At 32.7% G+C, this 14,115-nt stretch carries 16 protein-coding genes; 8 read left to right on the top strand and 8 right to left on the bottom strand.

Annotated features, from left to right (window positions below):
- Positions 1 to 97: 97 nt before the first annotated feature.
- The 3 genes from AAGD89_RS04155 to metK all read right to left on the bottom strand — a co-directional run bounded on the left by AAGD89_RS04155 (position 98) and on the right by metK (position 2,789).
- Positions 98 to 670, bottom strand: coding sequence for a TenA family transcriptional regulator (locus AAGD89_RS04155; RefSeq protein WP_341807856.1), 573 nt, complete (start codon positions 668 to 670; stop codon positions 98 to 100).
- Positions 671 to 767: 97 nt separating this feature from the next.
- Entirely contained in the window at positions 768 to 1,472 is a 705-nt protein-coding gene (locus AAGD89_RS04160; RefSeq protein WP_341807857.1) for a TenA family protein, read from the bottom strand.
- 123 nt (positions 1,473 to 1,595) lie between these two features.
- The gene (gene metK, locus AAGD89_RS04165) at positions 1,596 to 2,789 is read right to left on the bottom strand and encodes a methionine adenosyltransferase (protein WP_341807858.1); all 1,194 of its coding nucleotides are present in this window, start codon (positions 2,787 to 2,789) and stop codon (positions 1,596 to 1,598) included.
- Between the two features lie 162 nt (positions 2,790 to 2,951).
- Between metK and AAGD89_RS04170 the strand changes: the two genes are divergently transcribed.
- The 3 genes from AAGD89_RS04170 (at position 2,952) to AAGD89_RS04180 (ending at position 4,921) form a co-directional block, all read left to right on the top strand.
- Positions 2,952 to 3,473 carry a hypothetical protein gene (locus tag AAGD89_RS04170; RefSeq protein WP_341807859.1) on the top strand — a complete coding sequence of 174 codons (522 nt, stop codon included), beginning with the start codon at positions 2,952 to 2,954 and terminating at the stop codon, positions 3,471 to 3,473.
- Positions 3,474 to 3,594: 121 nt separating this feature from the next.
- A complete protein-coding gene (locus AAGD89_RS04175; RefSeq protein WP_341807860.1) occupies positions 3,595 to 4,122 on the top strand; it encodes a cytochrome c family protein in 528 nt (175 codons plus the stop codon).
- A gap of 1 nt (position 4,123) precedes the next feature.
- On the top strand, positions 4,124 to 4,921 hold the full coding sequence (locus tag AAGD89_RS04180; RefSeq protein WP_341807861.1) for an alpha/beta hydrolase: 798 nt from the start codon (positions 4,124 to 4,126) through the stop codon (positions 4,919 to 4,921).
- 8 nt (positions 4,922 to 4,929) lie between these two features.
- Here the strand turns inward: AAGD89_RS04180 and AAGD89_RS04185 are convergent, their stop codons facing one another.
- The 5 genes from AAGD89_RS04185 to AAGD89_RS04205 all read right to left on the bottom strand — a co-directional run bounded on the left by AAGD89_RS04185 (position 4,930) and on the right by AAGD89_RS04205 (position 10,431).
- Positions 4,930 to 5,616, bottom strand: coding sequence for a hypothetical protein (locus AAGD89_RS04185; protein ID WP_341807862.1), 687 nt, complete (start codon positions 5,614 to 5,616; stop codon positions 4,930 to 4,932).
- 6 nt (positions 5,617 to 5,622) lie between these two features.
- A complete protein-coding gene (locus AAGD89_RS04190; RefSeq protein ID WP_341807863.1) occupies positions 5,623 to 6,306 on the bottom strand; it encodes a hypothetical protein in 684 nt (227 codons plus the stop codon).
- A gap of 146 nt (positions 6,307 to 6,452) precedes the next feature.
- Positions 6,453 to 7,253, bottom strand: a complete 801-nt coding sequence (locus AAGD89_RS04195) for a P44/Msp2 family outer membrane protein (protein ID WP_341807864.1) — start codon at positions 7,251 to 7,253, stop codon at positions 6,453 to 6,455.
- Positions 7,254 to 7,283: 30 nt separating this feature from the next.
- Entirely contained in the window at positions 7,284 to 8,378 is a 1,095-nt protein-coding gene (locus tag AAGD89_RS04200; RefSeq protein WP_341807865.1) for a P44/Msp2 family outer membrane protein, read from the bottom strand.
- Between the two features lie 106 nt (positions 8,379 to 8,484).
- Positions 8,485 to 10,431 (bottom strand): heme lyase CcmF/NrfE family subunit, encoded by a 1,947-nt coding sequence (locus tag AAGD89_RS04205; protein WP_410541843.1) that lies wholly within the window; start codon positions 10,429 to 10,431, stop codon positions 8,485 to 8,487.
- Between the two features lie 121 nt (positions 10,432 to 10,552).
- On the opposite strand from AAGD89_RS04205, the gene AAGD89_RS04210 reads away from it, so the two are divergent.
- The 5 genes from AAGD89_RS04210 (at position 10,553) to tatA (ending at position 14,004) form a co-directional block, all read left to right on the top strand.
- Positions 10,553 to 11,131, top strand: a complete 579-nt coding sequence (locus AAGD89_RS04210) for a hypothetical protein (RefSeq protein ID WP_341807867.1) — start codon at positions 10,553 to 10,555, stop codon at positions 11,129 to 11,131.
- A gap of 146 nt (positions 11,132 to 11,277) precedes the next feature.
- A complete protein-coding gene (locus AAGD89_RS04215; protein ID WP_341807868.1) occupies positions 11,278 to 11,805 on the top strand; it encodes a hypothetical protein in 528 nt (175 codons plus the stop codon).
- 90 nt (positions 11,806 to 11,895) lie between these two features.
- Positions 11,896 to 12,744, top strand: a complete 849-nt coding sequence (gene prmC / locus AAGD89_RS04220; RefSeq protein ID WP_341807869.1) for a peptide chain release factor N(5)-glutamine methyltransferase — start codon at positions 11,896 to 11,898, stop codon at positions 12,742 to 12,744.
- A 172-nt stretch (positions 12,745 to 12,916) separates the two neighbouring features.
- Positions 12,917 to 13,693, top strand: a complete 777-nt coding sequence (locus AAGD89_RS04225; RefSeq protein WP_341807870.1) for an ABC transporter ATP-binding protein — start codon at positions 12,917 to 12,919, stop codon at positions 13,691 to 13,693.
- Positions 13,694 to 13,836: 143 nt separating this feature from the next.
- Positions 13,837 to 14,004: a twin-arginine translocase TatA/TatE family subunit gene (gene tatA / locus AAGD89_RS04230; protein ID WP_341807871.1), complete on the top strand. Its 168-nt coding sequence runs from the start codon at positions 13,837 to 13,839 to the stop codon at positions 14,002 to 14,004.
- Positions 14,005 to 14,115 lie beyond the last annotated feature (111 nt).

A 14,115-nucleotide genomic window follows, 5' to 3' on the forward strand; every position in this document is an offset into this window, starting at 1 on the left:
AGAGAGAATAAAAAATGCCAAGTATAAGAAGATTTTTAGAGGCATTTTCGGGAGACTTCTTTCAAAATTCACTTAGGAAGCTTAAATTAGATCTATTTTAGATCATTTTAATATTAAATTTTGAAAAATGATATGCACTATCCCAGAAATCTAACTCAAATTGAGCACTTATTTTAAATAGCTCAAGCATTCTGCTCTTCTCGTTTTCTCCTGCCTTACTACAATATCCATCCACTATATTTTCTAGAGTATTAGACGCGGACTCCATTAAATTACCGCTGCAAAAATCAAACCAATCTTTATACCTGTTATTTTTCTTAAACTCATTTTTCATGCTATCAATAACAATTTGATATATAAACATGCAGGAATACAAAACTGTTATAGCCTCATAAGCATTGCCATATGATATGGACAAAAGAAAATTAGTAAAATTGAAGCACTCAAGGGATTTCTCTCCACGGTTTATACCATATATAGTAAAATAGTGATTGTGTAAAAACCTGCTAACAGTTATTGATCCTTGTGCAACCTCAACAAGTGAAATGACATTGTGATAGTCCTCCATTCTTGATGCAACAATTAACATGGTACGAATGTAATCATCTAAAAATAATGCGTCTTGTTGAATATAGAACTTGAAGCTCTCTATGTTTAGAGTATTATTCATCAATCCAATGTTAAAAGGATGCTCAACTATATCTTTTAAAAGATTCGACCCATAACAGCTTCTAATCACACTGCTGAACACTATCTTACCAGAAAAATCATGTGAGCCGAAAACAATTTTCTGTCAATGTGCCTTCATTGCGAGACACATTAGAATAATATATCTCGTTCCAAAACGCTATCTCAAGCTCTAATCCATTGCGAAAAAACTCTACCATCCGTTTTCGCTCATCCATGCTAGATTTTTTATACAGTTTATTCATAATCTCGGTTGCATCATTAATCATACTATTTGCCACATCGGTGTTGAAGATATCAATCCATTTTTGATATTTATTACTAGAAACGACACTACTCTTGACTATATGACGAGTAATTATCTGATATATGCAGAAACATGGATAAGAAGCTGCCAAACCCTCAGCAACGGTATTATGATATGCAACACGCATGAAAAAATCAGTAAACGCCGAACAAGACCTTGACTTTTTATGGTTATCAGATAAGTCACAATCTGCAAAATGTTCTTGATATAAACCTCTCGTAGCAAATGTTCCTACAGCTATATAAGTTAATTTATCCATTATTTCAGTGTCATTAGCTTTAGCTGCAATAATTAATAAAGCGCGAGCGCAGTCTACCAAGTATAAAAAGTCCTGCTGAAGGTAGAACTTAAATTTTTTATAATCCAGCGTATTATTCATTAACTCAACATTAAAAGGATGTTTTTTTATTCTCTCAATCAGATCAGACGATTCTGTTACTACTAAGTTATAGAATTCTTCTTTTACATCATTATGCACTGTAGGAGCCTCACAATAAAAATTATTATCAATATAGTATAATTATTATGTAAAAATTATTACACTTTACATAAGTTAATATATAAATATTAGGCTGTAAATCAAAAATTTTAGCAGACTGCATCATCTAAAGACTTTTAAAATTTTGGAATTGCCTGTTATGTTGAATTCTCTGCAAAGGTTAGCAGATAAATCCATGTTTTCCCAAGAAAATCCGCCATCGTTTTCTAGCTCTTTACCAAAATGTCCATAACAGGCCGTACGTTTATATATAGGGCGATCAAGTGCTAAATGTTTGATTATGCCTTTTGTTGATAAATCTACGTTATCTTCTATAAAATTCTTAATCTTTTTTTCTTCTACTACATTTGTACCAAATGTGTCAATATAAAATGAAGTTGGTTTTGGCATGCCGATGGCATAAGAAAGTTGTACAAGAGAGCGTTCAGCCAACCCTGCAAACACAATATTTTTAGCAAGGTACCTTGCCATATAAGCTGCGGATCTATCAACTTTTGTTGCATCTTTTCCGGAAAACGCCCCACCACCATGTGGTATGTAGCCTCCATAAGTATCAACCATGATTTTTCTTCCAGTTAAACCACAATCACCAACTGGTCCACCAATAACAAACCTGCCAGTTGGATTGACTAAAAGATTTTCCTCAGAGCACATCCACCCTTGAGGTAAACATGAAGCTATATAAGGATAAATTGTTTCTTTTACTTTTAACTGATCCAAATCTTCAGGATGCTGTATTGAAACAATAATACTTTCAGCACATACTGGAAGACCATTCTCATATGCTAAAGTAATTTGCGATTTTGCATCTGGACCAAGTTTTGGGATTTTTTCTTCCTTCACTGCATTCATAATACTTTTTAGAATTAAGTGTGCATAGAAAATAGGTGCCGGCATGAGACTTTCTGTTTCTTTAGTAGCATATCCATACATTATGCCCTGATCTCCAGCACACTGATCATCTCTATCTATACCAATTGCGATATCATTCGACTGCTCATGCAGTAATATATTTACTTTCACTTTTTTCCAGTGAAAACCTTCATGTTCATAACCAATATCCTTTATTGTGCTTCGTACAATATTTTCAATCTCGCTATTTTCAATATTAGGGCCACATACTTCTCCTGCAATAATTACATTATCCTTAGTAACTAAAGTCTCTATTGCAGTACGTGACAAAGGATCAGTTGAGAGATATTTATCAAGTATCGAATCTGAAATTTGGTCTGCTACTTTGTCCGGATGACCAGCTGCAACTGACTCACTGGTTATTAGATTTTTAGATGAAATCATGATGTAAGTAAAAAATCTTCCACTTATATAGCACATAACTTACACGTTTTTTATCAATCTTTCCTGCCTTATCTTAAAATTATATTAACAAATAAAATAACTTTATAAATTAAGATGGAAACGCTAGTATAAAATTATTAATTAATTATTAAAGGAGGTGGCATGGAAAATGCTTTGATATTACTTGGAGTAGCATGTATAGGAGCTGTGATAGGAGCTTTTGCAGGATTAGGACTATTTAGTTTCACAACTCTGTCACCTCTAATTATAGGTGCACTTGTGGCTGGCGCATTTCCGGCATTTATTGCAGCTTGTGCTATAGGATTGTATTACTTCCGTCGTAATGAAATTACAGAAAATTTTAGAAGCAAAAAACTTGACGGAAAGCGTTTAATATTAGCTGCTATGCCACTTATTGGTACTATTGTACTTACAGATATTGCAATCGGAGTTGTTATTGCTGCAATTGCAGACGCTATTTTGCCTGGCATATTTGCAACATGGTGGGCTGCTGCTGCAGGTGCAGTGATTGGAGCTGTTGTGGCACCCGTAATGACAGTTGCAGTACTTTTGGCTTTTGAGATGTTTAAAAATAAAATAGCTGACTATGCTCGTAAACCAGGGCTTTCATTAAAAGATGTTTATCTTAACAAGGAAGAAAAGAGAGGATATCATCCAGTCTAATACATATATGTCAAATTTAGCTACACCCCAAGCATGTTAAAGTGCACTTACCAAGATTGTTATTTGCTGTTTGCAAAAATATTTGCATAATTTAAGTAACATTATTTGATAAAATTTAACTATGGAGCTTAATAAAATTGCAGCATCTATTTTACTATCTGGGCTAATCATTATGATAGTTAGTAATGTAGTTGATATGCTCTACAATCCAGAGGAATACAAGATTGAGCACCAAACAATAGTAGCAAGTGATAACAATGAGTCACAGCAGAAGATCGAACAAGTTGTGTTGGATATTGGAACACTCATGCAGAATGCTAATTTTGATAAAGGAAAGTCAGTAGCAAAAAAATGTATAGCTTGTCATAGTTTTGAAAAAGGTGGAGCTAATAAAGTAGGTCCAAACTTATGGAATATAGTTGGCAACAAAAAAGCTCATCTTGGTAATTCATTTAATTATTCGAAAGCAATGCTTGAAAAAGGTGGGAATTGGGGTTATGAAGAACTCTTTACCTACTTAAAAAATCCAAAGGCCTATATAAAAGGCACGCGTATGGCATTTACAGGGATCTCTAAGCCACAAGAAGTTGCTGATTTAATCAGCTACTTGCGTTCAATGAGTGATAATCCTGTAGCTTTGCCAAAGTAATATGGACTACTGTAAATTGTTTGATAAAGATAACAACTACATAGTATATAGAAAGTTACAAGGAAAAAAAGCTTCTATAGTTTTCTTTGGTGGGTTTGCATCCAATATGGATGGTACAAAAGCTACTGCTATTTACAAATTTTGCCAAGAAAACGATATAGCACTCATATTGTTTGATTATTTTGGACATGGATATTCAAGTGGTAACTTTACTGATTATACAATAAGCGATTGGCAAAAAAATTGCGCTAGAGTAGTAAATGAATTAACAAGTGGCAAGCAAATCATTATAGGCTCAAGTATGGGAAGTTGGCTGATGTTTCTTACCGCACTTCAATTTCCAGAAAAAATCTCAGCATTAATCGGTATATCATCTGCTCCTGATTTTACTGAAGATTTAATGTTTAAGGAATTATCAAATAAACAAAAAGAGGAGCTAGACTCTAAAGGAATAATAGATTTCACTTCAGAGCATGATCAGAATTGCACATATAAAATAACTAAAAACTTGATTGAAGATGGTAAAAAAAATCTACTTTTAAATAAAGAAGTTATAGACATAAACTGTCCCGTACGTTTATTGCATAGCATTAATGATAAAGATGTTCCATATCGCACATCGCTTAGCTTAGCTGAAAAAATTAGATCACCTGATGTTGAAGTACATTTGATCAAATCAGCAGCACATAATATGTCTGACAATCGTTCACTGGAAATTTTATTTAAGATTATTGGAGAATTTCATGTAGATAAATTTTCCTCTAAAGTACTTCCCAATATAAATAATAAACTTCCATAATCGCCTTATCAACCAGCGGTTCTAGATTCTCTTAATAAATTACCTGCCTTATTGACGCGTACCAGTGTTATTTTTGGAGTTAAATCCCTGGAGAATTTGCTTCCCCTATATTCTTCTGAATCAAATTTTTTATTAAGTCCAGAATTCATAAGATTATCATGTGCTTCACTAATAAACTTGGATTTTATTTCTGGAAAGAGAGTATATGTATCACTATTTTTCCATTGACCAACTAAATGTTTTTCATCATCAGTATGAATATTTGTAATCTCGCAATCTTTTTTCTCAGGATCATGCTCAAGTATCACATTCTGTCTTAATCGGTTGCCATTTTTTCCATCGAGATCAGGCAATTTACCAACAAGTTGTGCATCCTCTGTAATTATAGGATCATCTTTCCTACCAGCAATTAAGACAGGGGATTTCATTTTTTCTATATCTGCTTTTGAATTAAATTCTAATCCAAAAAATTTATGCAAAATATTTAAGCACTGTGCAGCCAACCTTCCTTTAAAAGTACTGGATACATCTTTAAGTGAGCTGTAAGAATTACTATGAATTAGTGTTAAATAAATACCTTGTTCTTCAAATCTTTTTAAAACTTCAGTTGCGATTCCTCCTCCCATAGAGTTAGTATCTAGAACTATATTATTTGGGTGGTTGCCAGCTAAAAGCAGCATATCCACCATTGCCATTCCAGCCTAAACTAACTCCTCACCATTTGTAAGAAATTTAAATAGCGCTGGAATCTTTCTTCTTTCCAAGAAAAATTGGAGGATTTCTTCTATATTCTTGTTTTTTTCTAATTCTTTATCATTAGCTTCCTCATCGTTAGCTTTCCCATTTATTTCTGATTTTTCGCCCAGAAATTTATTTTTAAAGAGTGTTATCCACTCGTCACTGAGTTCATCTTTAAGCAAGCTTTTAATTTTATGAATAACTAATTTTTCCTTAACAAAGTCAAAAAATACCCATAGAATGCCCACGACAAAAAATATACAAGCTATAGTTGATAATACTGCTGATGCAGTAGCTAACACGGCAAGTACCTTTTTAGATTTTTGATTGCTATATGCTAAACATAGTAACACATTAGAAGCAATAGATAATATAGCGGCACATGACCACATTGAAGTTATTATTCTAGTAAATCTCTTTTCTCCATCGTCCAATTTTTCCTGAAAATGCTCTGGGTTAACAATTTTAGAAAAATAAGGATAGTCAAAATAATACTCAACTACATTAAATTTATCTAGATTTGTGGGAAACTCTTGCCTAAGTGCATTAACTTTAATACACCCAAATATTCCAAAAAACTTCACTACATGTATCGTACTCCCTTCGGAGTTTGGATCACCATTAATATAATAAATAACACTTAACATAAGCCTCTTTACATTTTATTATACATACATTAATATATATTAACAAAAAACTGCAATCACATCAAGAATAAGTTTAAAACATAAACAAGGCGACACCTACTCGTGAGACCAGGTAACAGTTGTAAAAGGACAAAGCCTTTAATTTACTAAAAATTAAAACTCAATCCAATTTCAATATTATGTCTTACAAAATGAGGCATAGCAGAATTTACTCTACCAAAATAAACATAACCGGCAGAAATCTTTGTTTCTAAATTGAAATTATAATTAACACCAAGCTTTGCTTGATAATTTATTACGTTTTGTGTTTCAACTTTGATCTCTTTGTCATTGCTACTACTATCCAAGAAAAACATATCTTTATTAACAAAGAATAGCTCATTATGACCAAAAGTTACTCCAGCACCAACTCCAACGTATGGAGTGAAATATGTAGAATTAATATTTAAATCATAATAGAGGTTAATCATTCCCGTGTGAAAACGTTTAGATTCTCTGATGTCATAGTAATATCTACCACTAAATCTTTTTTGAAAAACCCTAAAATTATCATCATTTTCTATAAATTTATTATCACTATTACTCTGGTTAAATAATGATTTTTTATCTTTAAACTTATCAGAATGAGTATGTAAATTTAATTTAGTATTAATATATTCAAATTCAATTCTGGAATTGCCAAAATAATAGCCTATTGCAGCAGAACCAACAAAATTAATATCTCTTGTCAGCGCATCAGATAAACTTTCAAATTTATATTTAGTCATTTCTTTATCAGTGTCAACTTGTTTATAAAATTCTTTCCACACTTCATTCGTGTTGTGAGAAACTATATGTTGATAACGAGCGCTGGCATAATAATTGTGCTTTACATCTATATTTTTTCCAAAGGCAAAAAAAGGTGTATTTGCAAATAAAAATAGCGCTATTAAATTTTTAACTCTCATGATTTTCCTTTTCTATACGTTACAAGAACACTAAAAATTAAAAATCAATCCAACTTCAACGTTGTGTGTAGCAACGCTATCTGCTATAGGTATAGGAATATTAAAGCAACGGTAACCAAGAGAGATTTTTAGTTCTGGAATGAAAGAATAAGCAATACCAAGCTTTGCTTGGTAAGCAAACCAGGGTAAATTGATATTTACATTGTCCTTCAGTTCACTAGCAAATTTAAAATTCACTGGCCCTGCACCAATACTAACGTATGGAGTAAATGGTATATTTTTAATAGTAGGATTATAATATAAATTGGACATAATTGCCCACAAGCTTGCTTCTTTTGTGTCACTTGTGTTTATAATCTTCATGTTAGAATTTATAGCCTCAAACTCAATCTTCCCGTTACCACCAACATGATATCCTAAAGCTGCACTACCGAGCCATTGAAAATCTATTGTGCTATCCTTGAAAGGGTTGATTTTGGTGTGCATTGCATTTATTTCACCATCTGCTCTATTCTCATATATAACTTTAACTGTATTTGCAATTTCTTTAGTTATTACATTCATACTACTTACAACTGCATTAGGATTGCTAGAGTGTGTTTTCCCTCCACTAACGCTAAAATAAAAATCACGTTTTTTCTCTTCTCCAGTTAATGCAAAATCTTGTAATGACTCAATTTCTGATGTTAATTCGTTTATTTTATTTGCTATATCTCTTTTTTTATATTTTAGCTCATTCATTGTGTTTAATATTTCTCTTTTTTTATTTTCAAATTGTTTTTTTACAATCTGTTCATTACTAAGTGTTTTTGTAGAACGCTCAATTACCTTTTTAGAATTTGTTATAGTTTTTGAATCAGCCAGTAATGTTTGGTTTACAGGTGTATTTTTTATGGGTTGATTCTCAGCCGCTACATTTACATAGGGTTGATCACCTGTTGTTTTTCTGCAAATTGTTTGCATTTTTTCAGTATGCTTACTGAATTTTTGTTTTTCTATAACAGGGATTTGTACTTCTAAAAGTTCATTAATGCTTATATCAGCGACACAAAGGTGTGAAGATAGCACAATAGGTAATATAAATAATGCTTTCATATTTTCCTGTAATGAATATTTATAAAACATACTTAATGCTATATTATTAACATAATGTTAATTATTACATCTAGCATAGTTATTATGAAAGCAATATACAGTTGAATTAAAATCTTTAATCTTACTCCCTATACATTCAGTGAACTGAAAGCCTCCTTAATGGCAAAGCAGCTAGGAGTGAACCAAAAGCAATTAGAAAGGATCCAAGCCAGATTATGGGCATTCCAGGTTTATAGCGCACTTTAGTTGCGATTTTGTTCTTACTTTTATCAATTTCTCCAATTACAACGTAGATATCAGAAAATAAATTATGGTAAATGCTGCTTTCAACATTTTTCTGGCCTTCTACAAGGTAAAATCTGTATTCAGGCGTTGTTTTGCCTAATATTTTGTTACTCAGTAAATTCTTAATATCCATTGCTCCTCTTACCGCATGGAAATTTTTTTCTTTTATCAACTCAATATTTTGCAAAGTGATTTTAAATTTATTAACTATTATGCTATCCCCTATTTTTAGATAATTTTCCTTTTTTTCCTGCCAACCAACCAAGCAAGCTATGCCAAGCACTAGAATTGCCACTCCGGCATGTGCTATCATCATTGCATAGTAAGCTTTAGAAACTTTTCTTGCCAATAAAATTAATTCACTAAAGGCTGTCTTAAATAAACGAATTCTCTTACTATACGCTTCTAAAATGAAGGCTAGCAATGCGATAGAAATGGTGATCGACAGTATAATCATCAGCTCCATGTGAAAAATAAAAGGTACAATGGCTGCAGCGCTACAGAATGAAAATCTATATTCACGAAATATTGGCATCAGGCTATTTCCCTGCCAACGACAATATTGCCCCACTATGGTAAGCACTAAAATAGCAAGTGCTATAGGATTAAATAGAGCATTATAATACGGTGCTCCAACTGAAATTAACTCACCGGTAAAATACTCAAGGAACATTGGATATAGAGTGCCAACAAAAACGACAAAAAAAGCTGTGATGAATAATAAATTGTTTATTAGCATCATTGTAAATCGTGAAAAAGTAGGAAAGCTTGGCTTTGGTATGTAATTAGGTCCATCTGGTGTTACACACTGGAATGACATCGAAGTAGAATTTTTTCTCGTATACATAACAAATACCACTGAACTACAGCCTGTAACCACACCAAGTAGAGCTAGCATATATAGTCCATATCTTGGATCATCAGCAAACGTATGCACTGAAGTAAGCATTCCAGAGCGCACTAGAAATGTTCCAGTTATGCTCAATATAAAAGTTGTCAGAGTTAGTAAAATAGCAAAATTCCTCAAAGTATTAAAATTTCGCACCACAAGTAACAAATGTGTAAGCGCTACAGCAATTAGCCATGGTAATAAAGAAACATTTTCTACTGGGTCCCAAAACCAAAATCCACCCCAACCAAGTTCACGATATGCCCACCAACTACCAAGACTGACACCTAAAGTAAGGATTGACCAAGAAATAAGTACCCAAGGTCTTACCATCTTTGCCCAAACATTTCCTTCAATTTTTGTAATTAATCCAGCTATAGAGAGTGAAAAAGGAACGCTAAACCCAAGATACCCCAGATATAGTATTGGTGGATGAATTACTAGGCCTATATCTTGCAGTATTGGATTAAAACCAAGCCCGTCTGTTTCGATGATTGGCATTTTTGTGAACGGATTGGATTCAATTAAAGTGAACAATAAAAAACAAAAGCAAATTAAGCCTTGAGTGATTAGAGAGATCTTCTTCAGTTTGTTACTATCATCAATAAAGATGTCTATTAATAATAAATACAATGTAAGCACCCAAACCCAAAGCAGCATTGAACCTTCTTTATTTCCCCAAACACCGCAAATTTTATAGATCAGAGGCTTTGTTGTATGTGAATGATAATATACATTTTCAAGTAAAAAATCGTTTGTAATGTGACAGTAAATTAAGATCGCTATTGCTGCAGATACACAAAAAAATATACCAGAAGTAATAAATCGGTAATAGATAGATGGTGTAAATAAATATATTAAAGATAGAATACAAGCTATGAGCAGCAATACATTCCCAAGATCAGACATAAGATTCATTTATTCGTCTAAATGTTAATGGCATTGTCCTAATAATTCCATTACTAAGTAAAAATTAAACATTAAACTTTTATACTTTTATTATATAACATCAATATTGTGAGGTAATATTATGGGTACAACAAGTAGATTTTTTGGTATAAGCGATAAAGTAGAGCGATATGCTGCTGAAAAAATAAAAGCAACGATACAACACCCTAAGCCAACAGTCGAAGAAAATCTTTATACTGTTTTAGGATTTAAAAGTGGAGAAGATTTTGAGAGTAAGAGAAATAGGCTTGTTAGCAAAGAAATTTGGCAATTATTTGTCAACATATTTGAAAAAGAGATAGATTATACAGCAAATAAAGAAGTTGTAAAAAATATTATTTGTAACATCGCAAAGAGTCATCGTGGTAATGCCTTCATCAAAACTGAACACATCATATTAAATGGGAAACAAGGCAGTAAAGAGAGAAAGAAAGCAATTGAAAAGGCCATCGGTATTTTAAGGGAAATGTCCCAAGAAAAAGCGCTTGGAGAATTATCCATAATGAAGAAACAAGCTAAAGATTTTTTACAAAGTGATTTTTATCAAGCTCAGAGCAAGCAGCTTGAAGGATTTGCTCCATCTGGTGCACAGCTCTTTGCGGAAACTTTTAAATATATAGAGTCACTAGAAAAATTATCTCAAGTTAAAAAGACGAATTAGTTGAGAATTTCCTATTAAATCGTACTAATCCATTAAATAAAAAATATTCTAGGTTACAGAGGGAAAATGCGATCAAAATACTATCAAGTGATGAACTGAGAAAAGTTTACAATTGGCATGTTGAAGCAGGGATAATACACCCAATAATGGTATCCTATAGAGAATGCAAAGATCTAGCCAAAAGAATGGATAACGCAAGATTAGAGAAAGATTTGGAAACAATAGATAAGTCTATAGTAAACGCAGTTAATGAGATAAAAAAACATAGAGAAGCAATTCATAACTGTAAAGATCTACAAAGTCCTTATATCAAGGAAAAAGAAGAACATCCATTGAGAGGCAACGCATGCCAAAAAATGATTGATATATACCAAGGGAGAATTATAGAATATCAGAAAAAAATGTATCAAAGCCTCAACCCAATAAGCGAACTATTCGAAAGTATGCCACAAAAAATGAGCGACTTATCTGATGTGAAAAAGTTTCAGGAAATAATGGATGGTATACACACAGAATACAATACGCAACAAGCTGATGAAAAAATTGGCTTATCTTTAATTTGTTTATTGAACGCACGGCATAAACTCGCTTTTCAATTAGAGAAAATGAAAGATCCTTCAACAGAGTTCAGCCTTTTACGCATTAACACTGAAACTGAGATAACTAGGTTATAGTGCTTACGATTCCAGTGCTTGACGCTGGAATTTTATGCAGCTATTCTAAGTTTTCTCCACTTAGCTAATTTGGCTTGAAGGGCTAGATTGATGAAAACTATTAGCGCTTTAATTCAAGAAGGGTCAAAACTATTATCATTGTGCAGAGTTGATTCGCCATACCTGGACTCTGAAATCATTATGCAACACGTACTTAGCGTGGAAAGGTCATTCATCATTATAAACCACGCTAATCAGGTACCAATAGACAAAGAATCTCTATTTTGGAATTTGATAAAAAAAAGAACGGAAAGATATCCAATATCACAAATAATAGGCACTCGTGAATTCTGGAGTAGTAACTTTATAGTGAACCAGCACGTGCTAGATCCAAGGCCAGACAGTGAAACACTAATCTCAACAGCACTAAAATATTATCAAAACAAAGAGCAAAAGCTAAAAATTGCTGATTTTGGTACAGGCACAGGTTGTTTATTAATATCCGTACTGAATGAATATCAATATGCTGTTGGTATAGGTTTTGAAAAGAGTCTTGAGGCATATAGAGTTGCATGTCAGAATATAAAAAACCATAATTTACTCAGCAGAGCTGAAATACTTCCAAGTTCATGGACAGAATGCAGTGGCTTATTTGATCTTATAATTAGCAACCCTCCATATATCAAAACAAGTAAATTAAAAGATTTGCAAGCTGAAGTTCAAAAAGAACCGAGAATCGCTCTTGATGGTGGCATTGATGGTTTAAGTTGTTATTTAAGTATTTTTCCAATGTTGAGAAAATGCCTTAAAAAAAATGGATTTGCAATATTGGAGATAGGTGAAGATCAAAATGACATTGATAAAATAATATCCTCATACGGATTAGCTTTTCAGGAATACGTAAATGACTTAGCAGGAATAAAGAGATGCATTGTCGTCAAGCAATACAAAGAACCATAATAATTCAATTGCATGCAGCCCTTAAGGGCTACCCAACTACATGAATTGGCTATTCAAGAAATCTATTACTTTTATAACTATACCTATCAAATTTATTGCAGCAAAAAAATATTCTGCATTTCTCGAGTATAGTGCTATCATATTTAATAACACGTTTTAAGTTAAGGGATTAATGCTAGTTAATAATATAAGTTATTTTTATAATAATCAGGACGATTTTGCTTTAAGTAATATAAATATCCAAGTAAAAAAAGGAAGTGTTGCTTGTTTACTTGGACATTCTGGCTGTGGCAAATCAACGATTTTGAAATTAATCGCAGGAATAGAAAGCCCAAAATCTGGAACCATTCTTATAAATGATAGATTGATTGCGAGTAATAAAACGTCAACTGCTATAGAAGATAGAAATATCGGATTGATTTTTCAGCATTCTGCGTTATTTCCTCATAAAACAGTTGTGGAGAATATAGCTTTTGCCATCAAAAATTCTTCCAAGCTAGAAAAACGTCACATTGCACTAAAAATTTTGAAGCTTCTCGATATAGAAAAATATGAGAATATGTACCCCAATGTTTTGTCCGGTGGGCAGCAACAATTAGTTGCAATAGCAAGAGTAATGGCGCAAAACCCTGATACTGTGTTACTTGATGAGCCGTTTTCTAATCTAGATATTATTTTAAAGCGCCGAGTCAGGCAGCATATATTGTCTCTTTTTAGACAAAAGAATATTCCTGTGCTCATGGTCACTCATGACCCGCAAGAAGCATTGGAAATCGCAGATTTTATTTATGTTATGAAAAATGGTAAAATTATTCAATCGGGAGTTTCTAGTGATATATATCATCGTCCCGAAGATGACACTCTAGCAAGTTTTTTTAGCGAACTCTCTTCCAATTTGCAATTAAAAGAGAAATTTTCCTTTAATGACACACTTATTGCAAGAAAATAATCGATTCAGAAATTATTAGTGTACGTATTAAATACTAATGTTAAAAAATCTTGATCTATTGTGAAATAAAGGTGATATACTTTATGTGCTACTTGGCTTGAGTCAAGTGTCAATGTTTAAAGATTATTTCAATGGAGGTACAAATGAGTTTAGGACCATGGCAATTGTTTCTAATCTTAATAATAATTCTAGTTTTATTTGGTGCGGGTAAGTTACCACAAATTATGGGTGATTTAGGGAAAGGCTTTAGAAATCTCAAGCAAGAACTTAAGGACTCAGAAAAATTATCATCTAACGAACCAGATCGTTAGCTTCTTTTTACTTTGTAAAGCGTATCCGAGGTACAGCGTTACGCTTTGGAATAACAAAGAGGAGCGTACATAATGTGATGCAAGTAGCGTTCCTCATGTCGTTCAAGTGAC

Source organism: Wolbachia endosymbiont (group E) of Neria commutata, from assembly GCF_964026735.1.
Lineage (GTDB): Bacteria > Pseudomonadota > Alphaproteobacteria > Rickettsiales > Anaplasmataceae > Wolbachia.